Source organism: Pelagicoccus sp. SDUM812002, from assembly GCF_031127835.1.
Lineage (GTDB): Bacteria > Verrucomicrobiota > Verrucomicrobiia > Opitutales > Opitutaceae > Pelagicoccus.
The window spans coordinates 1-2,024 of record NZ_JARXHX010000068.1 but is presented as its reverse complement, the minus strand read 5'-3'; the positions used below and the strand labels follow the sequence as shown (position 1 = coordinate 2,024).

3 protein-coding genes and 1 pseudogene are annotated in these 2,024 nt (G+C 48.3%); 2 read left to right on the top strand and 2 right to left on the bottom strand.

Annotated features, from left to right (window positions below; genetic code table 11):
- The coding region (locus tag QEH53_RS23605) for a hypothetical protein (RefSeq protein WP_309025696.1) at positions 1 to 182 on the bottom strand (182 nt) is incomplete at its 3' end.
- Between the two features lie 216 nt (positions 183 to 398).
- A complete protein-coding gene (locus QEH53_RS23600; protein ID WP_309025695.1) occupies positions 399 to 773 on the bottom strand; it encodes a hypothetical protein in 375 nt (124 codons plus the stop codon).
- A 481-nt stretch (positions 774 to 1,254) separates the two neighbouring features.
- Here QEH53_RS23600 and QEH53_RS23595 point away from each other — a divergent pair, with 481 nt between their 5' ends.
- Together QEH53_RS23595 and QEH53_RS23590 are read left to right on the top strand one after the other, a co-directional pair.
- Positions 1,255 to 1,422, top strand: a complete 168-nt coding sequence (locus tag QEH53_RS23595; protein ID WP_309025694.1) for a hypothetical protein — start codon at positions 1,255 to 1,257, stop codon at positions 1,420 to 1,422.
- Positions 1,423 to 1,468: 46 nt separating this feature from the next.
- Positions 1,469 to 1,678 (top strand): annotated as a pseudogene (locus QEH53_RS23590) (transposase); the annotation flags it as partial.
- Between the last annotated feature and the right edge of the window lie 346 nt (positions 1,679 to 2,024).

Below are 2,024 nucleotides of genomic sequence, written 5' to 3'. Positions count from 1 at the left end.
AGCTCCGTCCAATCTCGAAGGTCCTCTGAATACTCGAAGCCATCTTCCACGCCTACCATAATGGCGTTCCGGCGATAGGAAACCGTCAAAGCCGGTGCCCCTGCCTTGTTATCGAATTCGGCCTTTTCCAAGGCTTCACCATCGAAACGAAGCGGATTTCCAGCTCTCGCGAACTCGATCAAATTGGAAGCGCCGTCACCATCAGGGTCTGCGGAAGCCAGTTCGTCAGTTCTCTTGAGTCCAATACGGACCTACGTCAAAGCGTCACCGACGTCAAACTGATGCAGTTTGAATAATGACTATATAACACAAAAGCTCTACTCACTATTCGCCAATCCTGCCGAATTTACACTTGATCAAAGAAGGGAAGGGCTGTCGCCCCCCCCTTGTGATTAGCCCTACCAAGTAATCGTCGCTCCAGAATAGGCAGTTCCGCTGTCCCCTATGTACGTGCCTCCGGCAGATAAAAAATACTCTCCAGCTGGTTGACCAGACAAAGAGTCGGTATCATACATTTGATAACCACCCGCTATAGACGAAGTCAAATACCCACCTCCAGGTAGATATATAACTGCTCCTACACCTCCTTCCCAATTCAAATTGTCAGTACTCGCCACAGTTACGAGATTACAACCAGAAGGAATAGTCACCCATTTATTATCACTTGCCCCCGAAGGAGTGGTGGAATCAAAGAATTGAACCACGCTCACTGAAGCTGCATTAGCAGATACAACGGAGACAAAAACCATCAATATACATACAATTTTATTCATTTTCCAATAACTTTGTTTTTATTTTCTCTATAGTATAGGACTACAACATAAAAGAATGCTATAAAATAAATCCTATCAATGGAAATTAGAGAATCGAGTCTAGCAACACTCTCAACTCAAATATATATAAATCCGTTTACAACACCCTCATTACGTATAGAATAATGAAATTCACTGAATAATACGAAAACACAGATTCTAACATATTAGAAACTTAAGCATCCGCAACCAATCTCAATAAAAATCAGACCTTTCGAAACATCACACGGACTCTAATCCCTGACAAATCATGTACGATGCCAACACAATAACAATCTCTCAATTCCGAAGGCATCGGATACGTCACTGGCAACATACCAAGCTAAGACAGGCTTTTTCTATTCAACTATGCTAACACTGTACCCAACGTGGGTGTCGAAAAACTCCCGATTGTGAATAAGCAGGAATTGAGTTCCGACTCGCTTGCTTTATGGATACAACTATGAAGCCAAAGCCGCGTTTCAATCCGGACACCACGGCCCAGTACCAGATGGCCTACGTCAGCCTGCTAGACCAGCTCACCCCGGGAACCCTCGATCACGCTATCGGCTACCTCGTAGACAGCAAGATCGGGATCGAGCCCCTCGAGGACAGGCACGACAACCACTAGGCCGGACAGAAAGCCTACGACTCGCGGCCCCTGAAAGGTCTCGCTCTACGCCTATTCCACGGGAACGGACACCTCTCGCAAAATGGAGAAGGCATGCAAGGACAACCTCTCATTCCAATGCCTCTCCGGCGGAGCCGCCCCCGGCCACTCCAAATTCGCCGCCTTCGTCTCCGGCATGGGCGACATCGTCGCGGACGTATTCCAGACGATAATGCTGGTGTGCGACGAGATGGGGCCGGTCGGCTACACCCACTGAGCGCTCCGCTAGTGTCGGCGCTTCCGCTCGGCACTTGAAGTCTTCGTCTCAGGTTCTCGACAGGCTTCTGTTGATCTTCATCATATTTAGTTTCTCGTTTCGAGCAACACGCATGTCCATTTTAAAGAGGTAGGTTCAACGAACTGCACCGACTTGCTCGGTCAGGACCCGAGACAACGCATTAGAGTCGGGTAGCTCAGATTCATCTCCGTGCAAAAACGTGGCGCGTTCAATCCGCTTTGGCAAAAGAGCTCGAGGAGCTCCTTCTTCTGGTCTTGGGTGTAACGTTTTCCTCGTTCGGTGGACATGAAGGAACACTAGCGGAAAAACGGTCGAACCGCTAGGG

Excerpts from the sequence above, each read along its gene's own strand:
- QEH53_RS23600 (WP_309025695.1), bottom strand. The coding sequence starts at position 773 with ATGAATAAAATTGTATGTATATTGATGGTTTTTGTCTCCGTTGTATCT.
- QEH53_RS23595 (WP_309025694.1), top strand. The coding sequence starts at position 1,255 with ATGAAGCCAAAGCCGCGTTTCAATCCGGACACCACGGCCCAGTACCAG.